Genomic DNA, 18,317 nt, shown 5'->3' on the forward strand with positions numbered 1-18,317 from the left:
CATCGGTATCGCGGCGGGTATACCTCATGAACATCACCTTTCTTCTGAACGGAAGAGAAGTGGCGCTCGCCGACGTCCCCCCGACCCGGACACTGCTCGACTGGCTGCGCGAATCCCGTGGACTGACCGGAATCAAGGAAGGCTGCAACGAAGGCGACTGCGGCGCCTGCACCGTCATGGTCACGGACAAACACGGCGCGCGGACGCTCAATGCCTGCATCCTCTTCCTGCCACAACTGGACGGCAAGGCCGTGCGCACCGTCGAAGGCATTGCCGCCCCCGACGGCACCCTGCACCCGGTGCAACAGGCGATGGTGGATCACCACGGCTCGCAATGCGGGTTCTGCACGCCGGGCTTCGTGGTGTCGATGGCCACGGCGCACCTGAACGGCGACACAGCGCATGACGACGCGCTGGCCGGGAACCTCTGCCGCTGCACCGGCTACGCCCCCATCGTGCGGGCGGCACAGGCGGCCTGCAAGGACCCCGCCCCGGTCCACATGACCGACACGCCCCCCTCCCCCGCGACGAACAGCTTCGCCCCCGACAGCGCCGACGCGCTGGCAAGGCTCTATGCCGCGCATCCTGACGCGACGCTGGTCGCCGGGGCCACCGACGTGGGGCTTTGGGTGACGAAACAGCACCGCGCGCTCGGCACCACGATCTTCCTCAACCGCTGCGCCGACCTGCAAACCGTCGAGGTCACCGAGTCCGAGATCCGTATCGGCGCGGGCGTCACCATGGACCGCGTCCGCGCCCTGATGGCCGACCACCACCCAAGCTACGCCGAGATGATCCGCCGCTACGGCTCGACGCAGGTGCGCAACGCCGCCACCATCGGCGGCAATATCGCCAATGGCTCGCCCATCGGGGACAACCCGCCCGCGCTGATCGCGCTCGGCGCCACGCTGCACCTGCGCCACGGCGGCACCCGCCGGACGCTGGCCCTCGAGGACTTCTTCCTCGATTACGGCAAGCAGGACCGTGCCAAGGGCGAGTTCGTCGAGGCCGTGACCCTCCCCCGCCAGCCCGACACGCTGCGCGTCTACAAGCTGTCGAAACGCTTCGATCAGGACATCTCCGCCGTCTGCGGAGCGTTCAACATCGCCGTTTCAGACGGTACCGTCACCGCCGCCCGCATCGCATTCGGCGGCATGGCGGGCATCCCGAAACGCGCCACCCATGTCGAAGAGGCCCTGATCGGCCAGCCATGGACCGAGGCGACGCTGACCGCCGCCCATGACGTCTGGAAACAGGACTTCCAGCCCATGAGCGACATGCGCGCCTCGGCCAGCTACCGCCTCGACGCGGCCCGCAACATGCTGCGCCGCGCCATGTTCGAGACGACCGGCACCGCCACCAACGTGCTGGAGGTGACGCCATGAGCTTCGGAAAACCCCTCCCCCACGACAGCGCCACGCTGCATGTCACCGGACAGGCTCGCTACCTCGACGACATCCCGCTGCCCGCAAGTGCGCTGCATCTGGCCTTTGGCCTGTCCCCCATCGCGCGCGGGCGGATCACCGCGCTGGACCTTGGCCCGGTGCGCGCCGCCCCCGGCGTTGTGCAGGTCTGGACCGCCGACGACCTGCCGTCCGACTGCGACTGCTCGCCCTCGGCCCATGACGAGCCGCTGCTCAGCGACGGTACGCTGCATTACCTCGGCCAGCCGGTCTTCCTCGTCGCGGCCACCAGCCACGACGCCGCGCGCCGCGCCGCAAGGCTGGCGGTGATCGAGACCGAGGCGGAAACGCCGATCCTGACCATCGAACAGGCGCTCGCCGCCGACAGCCGCTTTGAATCCGGGCCGATCACATGGACGCGCGGCGACGCCGCCGAGACCATCGCCACGGCCCCCCATCGCGTGCAGGGCAGCATCGAGATGGGCGGGCAGGAACATTTCTACCTCGAAGGGCAAGCCGCAGCCGCCCTGCCCATGGACGACGGCGGGCTGCATGTGCACGCCTCGACCCAGCACCCCTCCGAGATCCAGCATAAGGTCGCCCACGCGCTGCACCTGTCCATGCACGACGTCCGCGTGGAAACCCGCCGCATGGGTGGCGGCTTTGGCGGCAAGGAGAGTCAGGGCAACGCGCTCGCCATCGCCTGTGCCGTTGTCGCGCAGGCCACGGGCCGCCCCGCCAAGATGCGCTACGACCGCGACGACGATTTCACCATCACCGGCAAGCGCCACGACTTCCGCATCGACTACACCGCGGGTTTTGACGATCAGGGCCACCTGCTGGGGGTGGATTTCACGCAATACGCCCGCTGCGGCTGGGCGCAGGACCTGTCCCTGCCCGTCGCCGACCGCGCCATGCTGCACGCCGACAACGCCTATTGGCTGCCCGCAGTGCGCATCGAGAGCCACCGGCTGAAGACCAACACCCAGAGCGCCACCGCCTATCGCGGCTTTGGCGGGCCGCAGGGCGTGCTGGGGATCGAACGGGTGGTGGATCACGTGGCGCATGTGTTGGGGCTGGACCCGCTCGAGGTGCGTCTGCGGAATTATTACGCGGGAGGCGGGCTGTCTGCCCCCCGCTCGGCTGCGCCGAGCCCCCCCGAGAGGATTTCGACCAAGAAGAAGCCCGAAGCGGTGCCAGAAGCATTACCTGACCCTGAGGGAGAGCTGACCTCGCGCGGCGGACCGCGGGACGCGGGCGTGGTGCCTGCGGAGCCGGGCGGCGTGCAGACCACGCCCTATGGTCAGCCGGTCGAGGGCTTCATCCTGCCCGAGTTGACGCGCCAGTTGGTGGACCGCTCGGACTATCACACCCGGCGCGCGCAGGTGGCGGAGTGGAATGCCGCCAACCCGGTGTTGAAGCGCGGCATCGCCCTGACGCCGGTGAAGTTCGGGATTTCTTTTACACTGACTCATCTCAACCAGGCGGGGGCCTTGGTGCATGTCTACCATGACGGCTCCGTGATCCTGAACCATGGCGGCACCGAGATGGGACAGGGCCTGTTCCAGAAGGTGGCGCAGGTGGCGGCGCAGACCCTTGGCATACCGCTGGAAACCGTGCGGATCACCGCCACGGATACCGCGAAGGTGCCAAATACCTCGGCCACGGCGGCCTCGTCCGGGTCGGACCTGAACGGCGCGGCTGTGGCGCTGGCCTGCGCGGCCATCCGCGACCGGATGGCGGCGCATGTGGCGGCGCATTGGGGTGTTCCTGAAGATCAGGTTACCTTTGCGGACGGTCACTTGACAGCTGTCAACAACCGCCTGTCCTTCGCCGAGGCCGCCGCGCTGTGCCACCAGGGGCGGGTCAGCCTGTCGGCCACCGGGTTCTACAAGACACCCGATATCTCGTGGGACCGCCAGGCCGGGCGCGGCCATCCGTTCTACTACTTCGCCCATGGCGCCGCCGTGACCGAGGTGGTGGTGGACACGCTCACCGGCGAGAATCGCATCCTGCGTTGCGACATCCTTCACGACTGCGGCGCCTCGCTGAACCCGGCGCTGGACGTGGGCCAGATCGAGGGTGGCTACGTGCAGGGCGCGGGCTGGCTGACGACCGAGGAACTGGTCTGGGACGACACCGGTCGCCTGCGCACCCACGCGCCGTCCACTTACAAGATCCCCGCCTGTTCCGACCGCCCCGATGTGTTCAACGTGGCGCTTTGGAAGGGGGAGAACCACGTCCCAACCGTGGGCCGCTCCAAGGCCGTGGGCGAGCCGCCCTTCATGCTGGGCATCTCGGCCTTCATGGCGCTGTCGGATGCTTTGGCCTCCTGCGGGACGGCCTACCCCGCGCTGGACGCCCCGGCAACGCCGGAACGGCTGATGCGGGCGCTGGGGGGCGCAGCATGACCTTCGACCTCGATGCCCTGCGCGCGGCCTGTGCGGCCCATGGCACCGTGGCGCGGGTCGTGGTGGCCGAGACCGCCGGATCGACCCCGCGCGAGGTCGGCGCGGCGATGCTGGTCTGGACCGGTGGCCAGTCGGGCACCATCGGCGGCGGCGCGCTGGAACTGGACGCCGCGCGGCAGGCCTTTGACCGCCGGGGGTTCACCCGCCATCCGCTTGGCCCCGACCTGGGCCAGTGCTGCGGCGGGGCGGTGACACTGCTGACCGAGGTCTTCACCTCCGACACCCTGCCCGCTGCGGACAGACCCTTTGCCCGTGGTCCCGGCGAGATGCCGCTGGAGGTTCACCGCCTGCTGGACCGCGCACGGGCGCAAGGCGCGATGCCTGCTCCGCAGCGCGTCGGCCAGTGGATGGTCGAGCCGATCACTGCCCCCACGCGCCAGCTATGGATCTGGGGCGCAGGGCATGTCGGGCGCGCATTGGTGATCACCCTCGCCCCCCTGCCCGACCTTCACATCACGTGGGTCGATACCGCGCCTGAGCGTTTCCCGGACCATATTCCGGACAACGTCATGCAGGTCCCCGCCGCCGACCCGGCCCTGCTGGTGGCCCATGCGCCGACACAAGCCGAACACCTTATCCTCACCTACTCCCATGCCCTGGACCTCGCGCTCTGCGATGCCGCCCTGCACCGCGGCTTTGCCTTTTGCGGGCTAATCGGCTCGGACACAAAGTGGGCGCGCTTCTCTCGCCGCCTGCGCGCCTTGGGTCACACCGACGCCCAGATTCAACGCATCTGCTGCCCGATTGGGCAAAAAGCACTTGGGAAGCACCCCCAAGCCATTGCCATAGGCGTTGCCAACCAGATACTCACGCTCGACAGACAGGAATGTGACGCTTGGCCGATCCCCTCCTCCGCATCGCTGGCCTGACAAAGGCCTACCCCGGCGTGATCGCCAACGATCAGGTGTCCTTCGACATCGGACACGGCGAGATTCACGCCCTTCTAGGCGAGAACGGCGCGGGGAAGTCCACGCTGGTCAAGATGATCTACGGGCTGGTGAAACCCGACAGCGGCTCCATGACCCTCGACGGCACGCCCTATCGCCCCGCCAAACCCGCCGAGGCCCGCGCCAAAGGCGTGGCGATGGTGTTCCAGCACTTCTCGCTGTTCGACGCGCTGAACGTGGCCGAGAACGTCGCCCTGGGCATGGAAAACCCGCCCAAGCTGCGCGACCTCGCCCGCCAGATCCGCGAAGTATCAGAGACCTACGGTCTGCCGCTTGATCCCACACGCACGGTCGGCACCCTGTCTGCCGGAGAACGCCAGCGGGTCGAGATCATCCGCTGCCTGTTGCAGGACCCGCGCCTCCTGATAATGGACGAACCGACCTCGGTACTGACGCCCCAGGAGGTCGAGATCCTCTTCAAGACCCTACGCAAACTTCAATCCGAAGGCACCTCGATCCTCTACATCTCGCACAAGCTCGAGGAAATCCGCGCGCTCTGCGACCATGCCACGATCCTGCGGCTGGGCAAGAATGTCGGCACCTGCGTCCCACGCGACACCACGGCCCGCGAGATGGCCGAACTGATGGTTGGCAGCAGCTTTGCCACGCCCACGGCGCGCGCCACGGAAAAGGGCGCGGTGCTGCTGGAGGTCCGCGATCTGTCCCTTCCCGCGCCGGGCGCCTTTGGAACACCGCTGCGCAACGTCTCCTTTGCCGTGCAGGCAGGCGAGGTCCTGGGTCTTGGCGGCGTCGCGGGCAACGGTCAGGACGAACTGCTGGATGCGCTGTCGGGGGAACGCTCGGCGCCCACCGGCACGATCCACCTCAAGGGACAGGACGTCAGCCAGTTCGGCCCCGCACATCGCCGCGCCGAAGGGCTGCTGTCCGGCCCCGAGGAACGCCTCGGCCACGCCGCCGCCCCCAACATGAGCCTGACTGAAAACGCCGTCCTCACCGCCGCCCACCGCAAAGGGCTGGTCACGAACGGCTTCATCGACTGGGCCAGGACCCGCGCCTTTGCCGAGGAGGTCATCGCGCAATTCGACGTCCGCACCCCCGGCCCCGGCACCGCCGCGCGCGCCCTGTCCGGCGGCAACCTGCAAAAGTTCGTGGTGGGGCGCGAGATCGCCCAGACCCCCGACGTGCTGATCCTCAACCAGCCGACATGGGGCGTCGACGCTGCAGCCGCCGCGTTTATCCGGCAGCAGATCCTCGATGTGGCCGCACGTGGTGGCGCGGTGGTCGTCATCAGTCAGGACCTCGACGAACTGATGGAAGTCTCCGACCGCTTCGGCGCTTTGAACGAGGGCCGCCTCTCGGCCATCCGCCCCGTGACCGAACTGGACATCGAACAGATCGGCCTGATGATGGGTGGAGCCGGTGATATGGAGGTGGCGCATGCCTGACGCACCCGGTGCATCGAACGGAGCCCCGCGATGATCCGCCTCGAAAAACGCCCCCAGCCCTCGCGCCTCTGGTCGACCCTGTCGCCCGTCGTGGCGGTTCTGCTCACCATGGCCGCCGGCGGACTGCTGTTCGCCGCGCTCGGAGCCAACCCCTTCGAAGCCATCCGCACCCTCTTCTGGGACCCGCTGTTCCACCCGCAGTTCGCCGCCTACTCGCGCCCGCAATTGCTGGTGAAGGCCGGGCCGCTGATCCTGATCGCCATCGGCCTCAGTATCGGCTTTCGCGCGGGCATCTGGAACATCGGTGCCGAAGGGCAATACATCATGGGCGCCATCTGCGGCGCGGGAGCGGGCCTTGCCTTCTACCCTTCTGAATCGCCACTGATCTTCCCGCTTATGATCCTCGCGGGCGCGCTTGGTGGCTGGGCCTGGGGCATGATCCCGGCGCTCCTGAAAACCAAACTCGGCACCAACGAGATCCTCGTCTCGCTGATGCTGGTCTACGTGGCCGAGAACCTTCTCGGCTCCGTCTCCACCGGGCTTCTGCGCAACCCCGAGGGCATGGGCTTCCCGGGATCGCGCAACTTCAAGCAATGGCCCGCAGCCTTCAACGACGAGATCATCGCCAACACCGGCGCGCATTGGGGCGTCATCGCCGCCTTCATCGCCGTCATCCTCGCCTATGTCCTGCTTTCCCGTCACATCCTCGGCTACCAGGTCCGCCTGACCGGGGAAGCGCCGCGCGCGGCGCGTTTCTCGGGCGTGAACCCGGCCCGTATGGTGCTGTTCTGCCTCGGCCTGTCGGGCGCGCTCGCCGGTATGGCGGGCCTGTTCGAGGTCACCGGCCCCGCGGGCCAGATCAGCATCGACTTCGGCTCGGGCTACGGCTTCACCGCCATCATCGTGGCGTTCCTCGGCCGCCTGAACCCCATCGGCATCCTGCTGGCGGGCCTGCTGATGGCACTCACCTACATCGGCGGCGAACTCGCGCAACTCATGCTCGGCCTGCCCGCCGCCGCCATCCAGCTCTTCCAGGGGATGCTGCTGTTCTTCCTGTTGGCGATGGACGTGCTCACCAACTTCCGCCTCCGCCTGACCGGAAGGACAGTTGCATGATCCCCCCATCCTCCCCGGGCGCGCGCCCCCGCTTCTTTGGTTTCACAAATACCCTCGGGGGAATCGCTCTGCAGGAGCGATGGGGGCAGCGCCCCCGCCCCCTTGCCGCAAAGGACACGCCATGGACCTGAGCGCCATCAACCCCGTCCTGCTGATCGCCTCGCTGATGGTCTCGGCGACGCCGATCCTTTTTGCCGCGATCGGCGAACTGGTTGTCGAAAAATCCGGTGTCCTCAACCTCGGGGTCGAAGGCATGATGATCACCGGTGCCGTGGTCGGCTTCGTCACCTCCGTAACCTTCGGCAGCCCCCTGCTGGGCTTTGCCGCCGCCGGCCTCGCCTCGGCGCTCCTGTCCCTGTTCTTCGGCATCCTCACGCAGTTCCTGCTGTCGAACCAGGTTGCCACGGGCCTGGCCCTGTTCCTGACCGGTCTCGGCCTGTCCGCGCTGATCGGCAAACCCTACGAAGGCATGAAAAGCGCAACGCTCCCGAAGCTCGACCTTGGCCCGCTGTCCGACATCCCTGTCCTCGGGCGGATGCTGTTCTCGCACGACATCATGGTCTATCTCTCGCTGCTGCTCGTCGCCGGCGTCTGGGCCTTCCTGAAATACACCCGTGCCGGTCTGGTGCTGCGCGCCGTGGGTGAAAGCCACGACAGCGCCCATGCGCTTGGCTACAAGGTCCAGCGCATCCGCCTTGCGGCGATCCTGTTTGGCGGGGCCTGCGCGGGACTCGGCGGCGCCTACATCTCGCTCGTCCGCGTGCCGCAATGGACCGAGGGCATGACCGCCGGGATCGGCTGGATCGCGCTCGCCATCGTGGTCTTCGCCTCTTGGCGGCCCGCCATGGTCATCGTCGGCGCCTACCTCTTTGGCGGCGTCAACGTGCTGCAATTGAACCTGCAAGCCGCCGGAGCCAACGTCCCCGTGGCGCTGCTGTCCGCCTCGCCCTTCCTCATCACCATCCTCGTGCTGGTCGTCATCTCGGCCCGTGGCCATCATGCCGCGCCTGCCTCTCTTGGCCGACCGTTCCACGCCACCTCATGAGCCGCGACACGCGCCCCCTTCGTGTCCGCCTGGACGACCTGCTCGACGGCGAAGGCTCGCCGGGCGCGCGGCGCGTGTCGACAGCCCTCTACCTGCTGATCCTCCTGTCTGCAGTGGTCATCACCCTGCAATCGCTGCCCGATCTCTCGCCGGGCCTCGAAGGCGCCCTGATGGGGATCGAGGGCATCGTCCTGGCCATCTTTACCGTTGAATACATCCTGCGCCTGTGGTCCGCCCCGAACCGCTGGCGGTATGCCACCAGCTTCTGGGGCCTCATCGACCTCATGGCGATCCTGCCCGCGCTGCTGTTCCTGTTCCCAAACGCGCAGGTGCTTCGGACCCTGCGCATCATGCGCGTCTTCCGGATGCTGAAACTGCTGCGGATGCGCCGTGCCCTCGCCCGCATCGAATACGCCATTTCCACCTCGCGCGACGAGCTGATCCTCGCGGTCTTCCTCGCCGGGATCATGCTGTTCATCGCCGCCGTTGGCATCTACCAGTTCGAACACGACGCCCAGCCCGAAGCCTTCGCCTCCATCCCGGATGCGCTATGGTGGGCCCTCGCCACGCTGACGACCGTGGGCTACGGTGACATATATCCCGTCACCGTGGGCGGGCGCATCTTCACCGCCGGGGTCCTGATGATCGGCCTCGGCATCGTCGCCATTCCCGCGGGGGTCATCACCTCTGCCTTGATGTCCGCGCCGGAACCCACCAAACCCCAAGATCAACGAACCAACGACCACCAAGGGAGAAAACTATGAAAAGACGTACCCTTCTGACCACCGCCGCCCTCGCCCTGACGCTGGGCGGCGCGGCCTTCGCCGAAAGCCATGGCGGCGAGCCCGTCACCGCTGGCTTCATCTTCGTCGGCCCGATCGGCGACGGCGGCTGGACCTACGAGCACAACCACGCCCGCCTCGCCGTCGAAGAGCACTTCGGCGACAAGGTCAAAACCGTTTACCAGGAATCCGTTCCCGAAGGCGCGGACGCCGAGCGCGCCATCACGCAGATGGCCCTGTCCGGCGCGGACATCATCTTTACCACCTCCTTCGGCTACATGGACCCGACCGTCGCCGTCGCCGCGAAATTCCCGGACGTGAAGTTCGAGCACGCCACCGGCTACAAGACCGCCGACAACGTGGGCGTCTACTCGGCGCGCTTCTACGAGGGCCGCGCGATCCAGGGCCACATCGCGGGCAAGATGACCAAGACCAACAAGATCGGTTACATTGCCTCCTTCCCGATCCCCGAGGTCATCCGAGGCATCAACTCCGCCTACATCCACGCTAAGAAGGTGAACCCGGACGTCGAATTCTCGATCATCTGGGCCTACACCTGGTTTGACCCGGCCAAGGAAGCCGACGCCGCCAAGGCACTGATCGAACAGGGCGCGGACGTGATCCTGCAACACACCGACTCCACCGCGCCGCAGGCAGCAGCACAGGAAGCAGGCGGCGTAATCACCTTCGGTCAGGCCTCCGACATGAGCGAATACGCCCCCATGCCGCGCGTCTCGTCGATCATCGACAACTGGGCACCCTACTACATCAACCGCGTTCAGGCGGTGATGGACGGCACTTGGCAAAGCGACAACACTTGGGACGGCATCGGCGCGGGCATGGTCGGCATCGGCGAGATCACTGACGCGGTGCCGGAGGACGTGAAGGCCGAAGCCCTGGCGCTGAAGGACCAGATCGCCTCGGGCGAATATCACCCCTTCACCGGCCCGCTCAACAAGGCAGACGGCTCCGCATGGCTGGCCGAAGGCGAAACCGCCGATGACGGCACGCTGGCAGGCATGAACTTCTACGTCGAAGGCCTCGACGCGGAAATTCCGCAGTAAGCCAGACTGAAATGACCGTCCAGAGCGCCCCCGCGATCCTTGCGGGGGCGTTTTTCATTGTCCTCCCCGCATCCACGGGGACCCGCCGGAAACTTTTAAAGTTTCCGCTCCGATGTCCTTCCAGGACATCGCCCGGCCTACTTGGGCCCAGCCTGCGTGCGCCAAGCCTACCTGCGCGCCACCAGCCCCGAAATTTCCGGGTAATCCGCTGCCAGACACTGCGCCCTGACAAATCCCATCTCCGTTGCGCCCTCCGCCGCCAGCACATGCGCAGTGCCGGAACTTTCGCCCGTCGTGTAGGGATAGCCGCTGTCCCACTCGACGCCCCAGACACGCGGATCCGCCTCCAGTGCGGCGACAAGCCCGTCGAACCCCGGCCCCACCGGCCCCATCCCCGTGTCTATCCGGCAAACCTCCCCCTCCGGGGCGTTCAGCAGCTTCCAGCGGATGTCGTCCTTGTCGCCCTGTGCCAGAATCTCCAGCACCTCCTGGATCTCCCGCAGCAGGTTCAGCATCTGCGGCCTCTGATCCCGGCCATACGCCTGGAAATCAAGGTCACCATCGCCCGGCACGCCCCGTATCAGCCGCCGTGCCAGCGCGAGGTGCAGCGTCACCCGCCAGGACCCCGCCCCGTCGAAAAAGGCATCCAGCGCCTTGTCGATCTCTGCCGCGATCGACGCCAGCCTCGACGGTTTCACTTGGCCTGCACCGTCAGGATGCGGCCAGACCACCCGCCCCGGTTTCTCCGGAAGCACCCGCTCCCATTGCGCCCTGCTCCACCGTCCAAGGTTCATCACGCCCTCCCGCACAGACCGTCGCCCACCTGCGCACCCGGCAAAGCTCCGCCCGGTCGCTCCCGACAGGGCGACATTGCAAAATCCAGTCCTTCCGATCTTCCCACCCCTCGCGAGGGCGTCATCCAAATGCCCGGGCGATCAAACGCCCAAATCAGACCCGCAAGCGCGACAAGCGCACGGGAGGGTCCATTGCATGATCCCTGAGAAACACAGCGCCGGGCCCTGCCCCGCGCGACACCCGGCGCCGAACATGCCCCGGTCAGATATCCACAATGGTCGTCTTCAAATGCCGTAGCCTCCGAACTTCGGGCCTGAATCAACCTTCGGGGGCACTTTAGTTGACCGTACTACCGAAAAGCAGCGCCGATCAATACTATTGTATAGCCCTCAGACCCGTTCTCAGCGCAGGCGCGGATCAGTCGTCAAGGCACCAAAAACGTTGCACCCGAGCGTCACCCGCAAGGCCGCGACCAGCTCGTCCACGCTCTCGGCATTGACGTATTGCCCGCCGGTGTCCTCGGCCAGACACCGCGCCACGCTTACGCCTTCAGCCTCCGGGTTGCCCCAATCCCAATGATCGCCGCGCACCTTGAAGCCGATCACATGCACCGTCAGGCCCGGTGCTTCCCGCGCGAACTCGGCCGCCATCTGGCAAGGTGTCCCGCCACAGGTCTCCTTGCCATCCGTGACCAGCACCACCGCGCCGGGCTTCTCGCGATATTTCAGGGTTTCCGCCGCAAGCCGCACCGCCTCGGTCAGGGCCGTGCCACCCGCCGGATCGAGCCCTTCGACCTCCGCAATGATCGGCCCATCCGCCTGCCATTGCGGTTCCAGCTTCAACTCGACGTTGCGGCAGGTCCGGTCCCCGGACGGTCCATAGATTACCAGGCCCAGCCGCCGCATCGCCGCGATCTGCGGCAGGGCCTGACGCACCGCGTCCCGCGCTTCACCGATGCGCGGCGCGCCGATGGCATTGAACCCCATCTCGGCCATGGATCCGGAGCCATCGAAGACGATCATCGCATCCTCGGTGCAATCGTCCCCCGCGCCGGCGACCACCGGCAACAGGGCCAAAACTCCGGCCAAGATCACATGGCGCATCCCGTCCTCCCGTTCTGCCCCCGGCATTGTCCCGCCCCAAGCCCCTCAGGGCGCTTTGCAGGGGCGGCGGGGGCTGCGCCCCCTACCCTCTCACCATTGCCACAAAGCAGGGACAAAGCGATAGGCATCTCCATCCTTCATCACATGGCCCACCCCCGGAAACGGGAAATGGTAGCCCAGCACCGCCATCCGGTCCGTCGCCGCCATGTCCAGCAGCCTTGCCCGCGTGGTCACGGTCAAATCGCCGTTCATGTCAAAATTGTTGTACCAGCCGGGGCGGGCAAAATTCATGTAGGCGTGGTTCATGCTGTCACCCAGCGCGATCAGCTGCTGACCGTTGGATTCGACCACCACCGACACATGGCCCGGCGTATGCCCCGGCGTGTCGATCACCCGCACGCCCGGAACGACCTCGCCGTCATTGTTCAGCAACTGCCAATCCGCCCCCTCGGTCTGGAGCGAGTTCACCGCCCCCACGGCGAATTGCTGCATCTCCACCGGCATCCGCGCCGCCAGACCATCCTGCAACCAGAATTCGTGCTCTGCCGCGCCGATGAAGTACTGCGCGTCGGGCAGGATCGCCTCGTCGAAGTCGTCGCGGATGCCCCAGACATGGTCGGGGTGCGCGTGAGTGATGACCACATGGGTGATCGAGGCCGGGTCGATACCGGCACCCTCGAGGTTGGTCATCAGCTCGCCCGCCGTGGGCAGGAACCGGTCGCCCGACCCCACGTCCACCAGCACCTTGGCATCGCCGATCTCGATCACCAGGTGGTTGGTGTGGCTGTAATTGGTCTCGGTCGACAGGAAATAGCTTTCGAGGAAGGCCTTCACCTCCTCGGGGTCGGCGTTGATCCCCAGACCGTTGGCGGGCACTTCCAGTCGCCCGTCCGACACCACTGTCAGCTTGGCCTCCCCAAGGGTGAACGAAAAATGCGCCGGGTTGCCGGTGGCGGGCGCGCCAAGCGCCTGCGCGCGGGTGATGGCAGGCAGCGCCAGTGCAGGGGCTGCGGCGGCCATGGTCAGGATCTCGCGGCGTGTGGGTCGGATGATGGACATGAAGACCTCCCGTTCATGCATGTATTCGAATGCGATGGTAGCAGGCGGCGCGGCGGAATCCACCGAAACCCGCACGGGGGGAGAACTCGGCAGAAATTCCCTCATACCGACCATTTGTCCACTAAATGCGACAGTTTGCGCAGCTTTGGGTGTGACGCTACGGCATTCCCTCTCTTGTACAGCCTGCGCAACTTTATTACTTCCGCCCTGTCGCTGCGATGCAGCACCACGGGGGAAGGAGACCCTATGACCAAGCTGTTTTTCACCACCGCCCTTGCACTTGGCCTGGCGTCCATGGCCCATGCGCAGGAGGTGACCCTGCGCTTCCAGCACTTCGTCTCGCCGAACTCGGCGAACCCGAAGTATTTCATCGAGCCCTGGGCCAAGAAGGTCGAAGAGGAATCCGGCGGTCGCCTGAAGATCGAGATCAACCCCTTCATGCAGCTGGGCGGCACCGCGCCCGAGCAGTTCGACCTGATCCAGGATGGCGTGATCGACGGCGGCTGGGTGATTCCCGGCTACCAAGCGGGCCGCTTCCCGGAAACCGAGGCGCTGGAACTGCCCTTCATGGTGTCGAAATCCGGTGAGGAAGCCTCGATCGCGGCGTGGAACTTCACCCAGAAGTACCTGATGGACGACTTCGAAAACGTGCACCTGATCGCGGCGCACATGCACGGCCGCGGGCTGATTCACCTGAAGGGCGACGCGCCGGAGACGGTCGAGGACCTTCAGGGCAAGAAACTGCGCGGCCCGTCGCGCACCGCCACCCTGCTGCTGGAAAAGCTGGGTGCCGTGCCGATCGGCATGCCCGTGCCCCAGTTCCCCGAGGCCTTGTCCAAGGGCGTTCTCGACGGGGGCGTCATCACCTGGGAAATGTCGCCCTCGCTGAAACTGGACGAGCTGACCGACAGCCACACCGACGTGGCGGGCGACAAGTCGCTGTACAACCTCTTCTTCATCTGGGCGATGAACAAGGACGTCTACGAGAGCCTGCCCGACGACCTGCGCGCGGTGATCGACGCGAACTCGGGGCTGGAGACCTCTGCCTGGGCGGGTCGCGCGCATGACACCGGCGATGCGGACGGCAAGGCGGTGATGGAGGCGGCGGGCAACCAGATCGCTACCCTGTCCGAGGACGAGACCGCCAAGGTCAAGGCGCTCGGCGACGAGGTCATCCAGGAATGGATCGCCGACATGGACGGCAAGGGCCTGCCCGGCCAGCAGCTGGTCGACGACGCCCGCATGATGGTGCAGGAGGCAGAGGCCGGACAGGGATCGTGATCCTCTGAACGCCTGAACATTCCGGGCCGTCCGTGCATCGCGGGCGGCCCTTTTCCTTGGCACGGATAGCCTGAGCTTGCTGCTCAGGCTATCCGTCGGGAGCCCTTCGACCCTGATACAGCGGTCGTTTGTCGCGCCTTGCGCGGCGGGGGCTCTGCCCCCGAACCCCCGAGGGTATTTGTAAAACCAAAGAAGCAGGGGGCGCCGGATGGCGCGCGCCTTATGTGTTACGGCTTCCCAGCGTCGGAGCCGGGGTGTCCAGCACCAGTTCCGCGTCCGAGAAGCGGAAGGGCGCGCGCACGCCCGGGATGCCGCCGGGGGTGATCTGGAGGCCACGCGCCAAGACCTGCGGGTCGGCAAAGACCTCGGCCATGTCGTTGATCGGCCCGGCGGGGATGCCTTCGGCCTCGCAGGCGGCGAGCAGCGCGTCCTTGGACAGCTGGCGGGTGCCGGAGGTCAGGCGTTCGGTCATTTTCTCGCGGTGAGCGATGCGTGCGGCATTGGTGAGGAATTCCGGCATGGTGGCCATCTCCTCCATCCCCAAAACGCGCGTCAGGCGCTGGTATTGCGCGTCATTGCCCGTGGCGATGATGATATGCCCGTCGGCGCATTCGAAGACTTGGTAGGGCGTCAGGTTCGGGTGATAGTTGCCCGTGCGCGCCGGGGGCGTGCCGGTGGACAGGTAGTTCTGAGCCTGGTTGGCCATGGCAGAAACGGCGCAGTCCAGCAGCGCCATGTCGATGTGCTGGCCCTTGCCCGTGGCGTGGCGCTGATGCAGCGCCGCGAGAATTCCCGACACGCTGTAAAGCCCGGTGAACAGGTCGGTGATCGCCACGCCCGCGCGTTGCGGCATCCCGTCTGGATCGCCGGTGATCGACATGAAACCGGACATCCCCTGGATGATGTAGTCGTACCCGGCGCGATGGGCATACGGCCCGTCCTGCCCGAAACCGGTGATCGAGCAGTAGATCAGCGCGGGGTTCACGTCGCTCAGCGACGCGTAGTCGAGGCCATATTTCGCCAGCCCGCCGACCTTGAAGTTCTCGATCAGGATGTCGGCGTCCGCCACCAGTTCGCGCACGCGCGCCTGGCCTTCGGGCGTGGTGAAATCCACCACCTCCGAGCGTTTGCCGCGATTGCAGGAGTGGAAATAGGCCGCCGTTTCCTCGGTTCCGCGATCAATGAAGGGCGGGCCCCATTGGCGGGTGTCGTCCCCCTTGGGGCTTTCGAGCTTCAGCACGTCGGCGCCAAGGTCCGCGAGGGTCTGACCGGCGAACGGGCCCGCGAGGATGCGGGCCAGTTCGATGACTTTCACGCCCGCAAGCGGGCCGCGCGGGGCCGAGGTCATTGGCCGAGCTTGTCGTCCAGGATTTTCGAGAAATCCGCGTAGTTCATGTTCGAATACTTCTGCCCGTCGATCACGAAGGACGGCGTCGAGTCGATGCCATCGGCGGTAGCGTTCTGCTGGAACCAGGTCAGCAGGGCGCGCAGCTTGTCGCCGTCGTTCAGGCAGGCGTTCAGCTCGTCGTTGGAGACACCGGCGATGCGGCCGACCTTGCGCAGTTCCTCGGCGACACCTTCGTCGTTGCCTTCGCGGGCGGGAGCAAGGATGGTCTTTTGCGCCTTGTAGATCATGTCGGTGATGCCAAAGAACTTCTCGGGGCCACCGCAGCGGGCGACCAGCGAGCCCCACATGCCGTATTTGTCGAAATAGACCTCGCGGTAGATGAACTTCACCTTGCCGGTGTCGACGTAATTCTTCTTCAGCTCGGGGATCAGGGTTTCATTGGCATTGGCGCAATGCGGGCAGGTGTAGGAGGCGTATTCGATCACGGTGATCGGCGCGTCCTCAGCGCCCATGACCATCTCGGTCACGGATGCGGGGTCGACTTCGGTCCCGGCTTCGGCGTTCGGCGTGCTTTCCTGCGCATTGGCTGCACCCGGCAGGGTGATCGCGCCATTAGAGGCGGTCTGAGCGCCCTGCGTAATGTAGAATGCGCCGCCTGCGAGCAGGGCCAGCGCAACCGCGCCCGACGTCAGGTACTTGTTCATGGATCTTGCCTCTTGGTTACTTCGCAGGACCGGGCCGCGGCCGTCCTGCCTTCGATATGACGTTTGCACCCAGCCGTTCAAGCGCCGCGCGCAGGCCCTCGTCGCCCACCCCTTCGGACAGGGAACGCGCCTCGGCCACCGCTTCGGGTTTCGGCGCGCGCTCAAGGGCCTTGGGTTTGCGGTGGTCAAAACTGGCCTGCCCCTCGGCAAAGCCGGTGGGCGCGGTCTGGGTCACGATGACGTGGCGGACGGCCTCGAAGCCGTAGACGGCGTTGATCTTCCGCACGATCTCGGACTTGCGCATTTCAAGGATGGGGGCGAACGACCCCTTGGTCAGCACGACCAGCTTTGCGCCGTAGTCGTTGTGCGTCTTGCCGTCCAGCCGGACACGGCCGTATTTCACCTCGATCGGGCGGGTCATGGCGGCAAGGTCGGGGCCTACGATCTCCTCCCAATGGGTCAGCACGCGGCTCTCGGCGAATCCACGCGATTCCGAGGCCTTTCGGATCTGGCCCGAGAGCAGTTTCTCTGCCCGGGCAAAGCCGTAGGTGGTGGTCTTGCGCTTGGTCATGAGGTCGCCGATTGACTCCTTCGTTGCGGCGCTATTGTAAAGGCGCGATCCCGGCGCGCCAGCCCCCAATCGATGACAGGATGCTCACCCTTGCGTGACCCCGCCAAAGCCTCTGACCTACTCGACTGGTACGACCGCCACGCGCGGGACCTGCCGTGGCGCGTGTCGCCCGCCGATCGCGCGCGCGGGGTGATGCCCGATCCCTATCGGATCTGGATGTCCGAGATCATGCTGCAACAGACGACCGTAGCAGCGGTGAAGGAGTATTTTCGCGCCTTTACAGAGCGCTGGCCAACGGTCGGCGCGCTCGCGGCGGCAGAGGATGCCGAGGTCATGGCAGCATGGGCGGGGCTTGGCTATTATGCGCGGGCGCGCAACCTGCTTAAATGCGCGCGGGTGGTGGCAAAAGACTACGGTGGCACATTCCCTGCCGTTCATGATGAATTGCTGAAACTGCCGGGCGTGGGGCCGTATACGGCGGCGGCGATCTCGGCCATTGCCTTTGACGACGCTCAGACCGTGGTGGACGGCAACGTCGAGCGGGTCATGGCGCGTTTGCACGACGAACACACGCCCCTGCCTGCGGCGAAGCCGGTCCTGACCGCCTATGCTGCGGCGCTGACGCCCTCCGAGCGGCCCGGCGACTACGCGCAGGCGGTCATGGACCTTGGCGCGACGATCTGCACGCCAAAGCGCCCGGCCTGCGGCCTGTGCCCCTGGCGGCGGTCCTGCTCGGCCTGGGCCGAGGGCACGGCGGCGGAACTGCCGAAGAAGTCGCCGAAAGCCCGCAAACCCGTGCGGCGGGGGACGGCCTATCTGGCGCGGCGCGTGGATGGCGCGTGGCTCTTGGAGACGCGACCTGAAAAAGGCCTGCTGGGCGGAATGCTGGGTTGGCCGGGAACAGACTGGCTGGACGTGACTGTCGATGCCCCGCAGGAGGCCCCGCCGATCCGCGCCGAGTGGAAGACCGTGGCAGGCGAGGCGCGCCACACGTTTACGCATTTCCACCTGATCCTGACGGTCAAGACCGCGCTGGTGCCGATGGAACGCGTGCCGGAGCGCGGGGCATTCGTCGAACTGGCCGATTTCAGCCCCTCTGATCTGCCGACGGTGATGCGCAAGGCCTTCGATCTGGCGCGCGGCTGAGGCTTGATTTCACGCAAAGCGCGTGGGGGCGTCTTGGGTCAGGCTCCGCCCTGAGGTATACTGGTGAAAACCGGAG

The 18,317-nt window shown here is 66.3% G+C and carries 16 protein-coding genes; 10 read left to right on the forward strand and 6 right to left on the reverse strand.

Annotated elements, in window-relative coordinates:
• The first annotated feature begins 26 nt into the window (after positions 1 to 26).
• From ACP16H_RS18970 to ACP16H_RS19005, 8 genes are all read left to right on the forward strand, one after another.
• Positions 27 to 1,385, forward strand: a complete 1,359-nt coding sequence (locus ACP16H_RS18970) for a xanthine dehydrogenase small subunit (protein WP_425073816.1) — start codon at positions 27 to 29, stop codon at positions 1,383 to 1,385.
• On the forward strand, positions 1,382 to 3,814 hold the full coding sequence (gene xdhB, locus ACP16H_RS18975; RefSeq protein ID WP_425073817.1) for a xanthine dehydrogenase molybdopterin binding subunit: 2,433 nt from the start codon (positions 1,382 to 1,384) through the stop codon (positions 3,812 to 3,814). The genes ACP16H_RS18970 and xdhB overlap by 4 nt, the downstream gene beginning before the upstream one ends.
• On the forward strand, positions 3,811 to 4,743 hold the full coding sequence (gene xdhC, locus ACP16H_RS18980; protein WP_425073818.1) for a xanthine dehydrogenase accessory protein XdhC: 933 nt from the start codon (positions 3,811 to 3,813) through the stop codon (positions 4,741 to 4,743). Before xdhB ends, xdhC begins: the two co-directional genes overlap by 4 nt.
• Positions 4,710 to 6,227 (forward strand): ABC transporter ATP-binding protein, encoded by a 1,518-nt coding sequence (locus tag ACP16H_RS18985; protein ID WP_425073819.1) that lies wholly within the window; start codon positions 4,710 to 4,712, stop codon positions 6,225 to 6,227. The genes xdhC and ACP16H_RS18985 overlap by 34 nt, the downstream gene beginning before the upstream one ends.
• Positions 6,228 to 6,257: 30 nt before the next feature.
• The gene (locus ACP16H_RS18990) at positions 6,258 to 7,343 is read left to right on the forward strand and encodes an ABC transporter permease (RefSeq protein WP_425073820.1); all 1,086 of its coding nucleotides are present in this window, start codon (positions 6,258 to 6,260) and stop codon (positions 7,341 to 7,343) included.
• Positions 7,344 to 7,464: 121 nt separating this feature from the next.
• The gene (locus ACP16H_RS18995; RefSeq protein ID WP_425073821.1) at positions 7,465 to 8,388 is read left to right on the forward strand and encodes an ABC transporter permease; all 924 of its coding nucleotides are present in this window, start codon (positions 7,465 to 7,467) and stop codon (positions 8,386 to 8,388) included.
• Positions 8,385 to 9,152 carry an ion transporter gene (locus ACP16H_RS19000; protein ID WP_425073822.1) on the forward strand — a complete coding sequence of 256 codons (768 nt, stop codon included), beginning with the start codon at positions 8,385 to 8,387 and terminating at the stop codon, positions 9,150 to 9,152. The genes ACP16H_RS18995 and ACP16H_RS19000 overlap by 4 nt, the downstream gene beginning before the upstream one ends.
• Complete coding sequence (locus ACP16H_RS19005) at positions 9,149 to 10,234, forward strand: BMP family ABC transporter substrate-binding protein (protein ID WP_425073823.1); 1,086 nt, start codon at positions 9,149 to 9,151, stop codon at positions 10,232 to 10,234. Before ACP16H_RS19000 ends, ACP16H_RS19005 begins: the two co-directional genes overlap by 4 nt.
• Positions 10,235 to 10,401: 167 nt before the next feature.
• Here ACP16H_RS19005 and ACP16H_RS19010 read toward each other — a convergent pair whose 3' ends face one another.
• The 3 genes from ACP16H_RS19010 to ACP16H_RS19020 form a co-directional block, all read right to left on the reverse strand.
• The gene (locus tag ACP16H_RS19010; RefSeq protein ID WP_425073824.1) at positions 10,402 to 11,028 is read right to left on the reverse strand and encodes a hypothetical protein; all 627 of its coding nucleotides are present in this window, start codon (positions 11,026 to 11,028) and stop codon (positions 10,402 to 10,404) included.
• Positions 11,029 to 11,430: 402 nt separating this feature from the next.
• Positions 11,431 to 12,132 (reverse strand): vWA domain-containing protein, encoded by a 702-nt coding sequence (locus ACP16H_RS19015; protein WP_425073825.1) that lies wholly within the window; start codon positions 12,130 to 12,132, stop codon positions 11,431 to 11,433.
• Between the two features lie 90 nt (positions 12,133 to 12,222).
• A complete protein-coding gene (locus ACP16H_RS19020; protein ID WP_425073826.1) occupies positions 12,223 to 13,191 on the reverse strand; it encodes an MBL fold metallo-hydrolase in 969 nt (322 codons plus the stop codon).
• A gap of 246 nt (positions 13,192 to 13,437) precedes the next feature.
• Between ACP16H_RS19020 and ACP16H_RS19025 the strand changes: the two genes are divergently transcribed.
• Complete coding sequence (locus ACP16H_RS19025; RefSeq protein ID WP_425073827.1) at positions 13,438 to 14,472, forward strand: TRAP transporter substrate-binding protein; 1,035 nt, start codon at positions 13,438 to 13,440, stop codon at positions 14,470 to 14,472.
• Positions 14,473 to 14,692: 220 nt separating this feature from the next.
• On the opposite strand, the gene ACP16H_RS19030 is transcribed toward ACP16H_RS19025, so the two are convergent.
• From ACP16H_RS19030 to ACP16H_RS19040, 3 genes are read right to left on the reverse strand one after another with little or no spacing between them, the layout of a single operon-like run.
• Entirely contained in the window at positions 14,693 to 15,820 is a 1,128-nt protein-coding gene (locus tag ACP16H_RS19030; RefSeq protein ID WP_425073828.1) for a CaiB/BaiF CoA transferase family protein, read from the reverse strand.
• Positions 15,817 to 16,524, reverse strand: a complete 708-nt coding sequence (locus tag ACP16H_RS19035; RefSeq protein ID WP_425073829.1) for a DsbA family protein — start codon at positions 16,522 to 16,524, stop codon at positions 15,817 to 15,819. The genes ACP16H_RS19030 and ACP16H_RS19035 overlap by 4 nt, the downstream gene beginning before the upstream one ends.
• A gap of 16 nt (positions 16,525 to 16,540) precedes the next feature.
• Entirely contained in the window at positions 16,541 to 17,095 is a 555-nt protein-coding gene (locus tag ACP16H_RS19040) for a DUF721 domain-containing protein (RefSeq protein ID WP_425073830.1), read from the reverse strand.
• A 90-nt stretch (positions 17,096 to 17,185) separates the two neighbouring features.
• On the opposite strand from ACP16H_RS19040, the gene mutY reads away from it, so the two are divergent.
• On the forward strand, positions 17,186 to 18,241 hold the full coding sequence (mutY, locus tag ACP16H_RS19045) for an A/G-specific adenine glycosylase (protein ID WP_425073831.1): 1,056 nt from the start codon (positions 17,186 to 17,188) through the stop codon (positions 18,239 to 18,241).
• Positions 18,242 to 18,317 lie beyond the last annotated feature (76 nt).

The organism is Sagittula sp. S175 (assembly GCF_049800975.1).
GTDB lineage: Bacteria > Pseudomonadota > Alphaproteobacteria > Rhodobacterales > Rhodobacteraceae > Sagittula.

Excerpts from the sequence above, each read along its gene's own strand:
- ACP16H_RS19000 (WP_425073822.1), top strand. The coding sequence starts at position 8,385 with ATGAGCCGCGACACGCGCCCCCTTCGTGTCCGCCTGGACGACCTGCTC.
- ACP16H_RS19010 (WP_425073824.1), bottom strand. The coding sequence starts at position 11,028 with ATGAACCTTGGACGGTGGAGCAGGGCGCAATGGGAGCGGGTGCTTCCG.
- ACP16H_RS19020 (WP_425073826.1), bottom strand. The coding sequence starts at position 13,191 with ATGTCCATCATCCGACCCACACGCCGCGAGATCCTGACCATGGCCGCC.
- ACP16H_RS19015 (WP_425073825.1), bottom strand. The coding sequence starts at position 12,132 with ATGCGCCATGTGATCTTGGCCGGAGTTTTGGCCCTGTTGCCGGTGGTC.
- ACP16H_RS19030 (WP_425073828.1), bottom strand. The coding sequence starts at position 15,820 with ATGACCTCGGCCCCGCGCGGCCCGCTTGCGGGCGTGAAAGTCATCGAA.
- xdhC (WP_425073818.1), top strand. The coding sequence starts at position 3,811 with ATGACCTTCGACCTCGATGCCCTGCGCGCGGCCTGTGCGGCCCATGGC.
- ACP16H_RS19040 (WP_425073830.1), bottom strand. The coding sequence starts at position 17,095 with ATGACCAAGCGCAAGACCACCACCTACGGCTTTGCCCGGGCAGAGAAA.
- ACP16H_RS19035 (WP_425073829.1), bottom strand. The coding sequence starts at position 16,524 with ATGAACAAGTACCTGACGTCGGGCGCGGTTGCGCTGGCCCTGCTCGCA.
- ACP16H_RS19005 (WP_425073823.1), top strand. The coding sequence starts at position 9,149 with ATGAAAAGACGTACCCTTCTGACCACCGCCGCCCTCGCCCTGACGCTG.
- ACP16H_RS18990 (WP_425073820.1), top strand. The coding sequence starts at position 6,258 with ATGATCCGCCTCGAAAAACGCCCCCAGCCCTCGCGCCTCTGGTCGACC.
- ACP16H_RS19025 (WP_425073827.1), top strand. The coding sequence starts at position 13,438 with ATGACCAAGCTGTTTTTCACCACCGCCCTTGCACTTGGCCTGGCGTCC.
- xdhB (WP_425073817.1), top strand. The coding sequence starts at position 1,382 with ATGAGCTTCGGAAAACCCCTCCCCCACGACAGCGCCACGCTGCATGTC.
- ACP16H_RS18995 (WP_425073821.1), top strand. The coding sequence starts at position 7,465 with ATGGACCTGAGCGCCATCAACCCCGTCCTGCTGATCGCCTCGCTGATG.
- ACP16H_RS18970 (WP_425073816.1), top strand. The coding sequence starts at position 27 with ATGAACATCACCTTTCTTCTGAACGGAAGAGAAGTGGCGCTCGCCGAC.